The 1,264-nt window shown below is 36.7% G+C and carries 1 protein-coding gene; it reads right to left on the reverse strand.

Annotated features, from left to right (window positions below):
- Positions 1-20: 20 nt before the first annotated feature.
- Positions 21-1,136: an IS4 family transposase gene (locus JN080_RS28745; RefSeq protein ID WP_256239351.1), complete on the reverse strand. Its 1,116-nt coding sequence runs from the start codon at positions 1,134-1,136 to the stop codon at positions 21-23.
- Positions 1,137-1,264: the final 128 nt, after the last annotated feature.

Genomic DNA, 1,264 nt, shown 5'->3' on the forward strand with positions numbered 1-1,264 from the left:
GACGACAACAAATTTGCTTATCAAGGGATGGCTTTTCCTTCAATCTTTCGCAGCCAAAAATGCGTTGGCTTCCATAATGCAGCTCTCAAATAACGGCTAATTTGTAAAGTTTTTCGCTTACTTTTTGTTTCGATTTTTACAAGAACATGTAGGCAAAAAACAATAAGTGCGATAAATACTTGATTTTGAATCGCCCATTCGCTCTGACCGTAAAACTTTTTAATGCTGAGATGTTGTTTGATCCATTTGAAAAACAATTCGATCGCCCAGCGTGATTTGTACATTTCTGAAATTTCCTCTGCACTTAAGTCAAACCGATTGGTGATTAGATGGAGCTCATTACCTTTTGAATCCAAAACCTTTAACAGGCGAAAATAATTTTCAGCACGGTTTTGAGTCGTTCCAATCAACACCATTTGATCCGATAAAACAGACGTATTTTCAGGAAGTTTAAAGTTGAAAACTTCACGTATTACAGCGTTTTTCCGTAGCCTTGAAAGAAAAAAGTAGCCATCATCGGTCATACGGTCAAAACGTTCGTAATCTAGGTAACCACGGTCAAACACATACATGCATTCTTTATCATCAACCATGATTTCGAGCTGGCCACGGTCATGTTCTTTGGCAGTTGTCATAACGGCTTTTTCAGGGTAGGAAGTTCCTTTTTCCATAAACACAAGGCGCAGATGTAACTTTACTCCAGCCTTTGTTTTGCGGAATTTTGCCCATTTATGATTCGTCAAATTGAGTGGCAATGTGCTTGAATCAATGATTTTTAACGGCATCACGAGTTTCGTATAATGTGTCTTGGCATGAATTTGTGCCACTAAATCAAGGAATAGCCTTTGAAATAGATCTGGATTCATGCCATTTAATCGTCGTGACAGTTGAGAAATACTGATAGAGTCAAGGTCGATCCCTTTTTGAAGCTGGTCATCGAAAAGACAATCACCCAACGCATGCAGACTTTCAATTTCTTGCAGCTGCGCAAAAAGCAGTAATTTTAGGAACGACTCCGTCGTTAATTTTTTTGTATAGTAATCTAATTTCAATGTTTTCACTTGTTCCTCAAACAATTGAGAATTAATTGGTGAAAACCATTGTCCAAATGAAGTTTTTGGTGTAATCTTGTCCATGAGCTATGTCCTTTATTAGTGGATTTGGACGGGTTACCACCTGACTTATCCATTATAAAGGACTTTTTCTTTGCACAAAATAATAAAATTGAACATTTTGAATGTTTTTAATAGTTAATTTAAATTAA

The sequence above is a fragment of the Bacillus sp. EB600 genome, from assembly GCF_024494385.1.
Taxonomy (GTDB): Bacteria; Bacillota; Bacilli; order Bacillales; family Cytobacillaceae; genus JAEVLT01.

Bases quoted from the DNA above. Each gene is read 5' to 3' on its own strand.
- JN080_RS28745 (WP_256239351.1), bottom strand. From the start codon at position 1,136: ATGGACAAGATTACACCAAAAACTTCATTTGGACAATGGTTTTCACCA.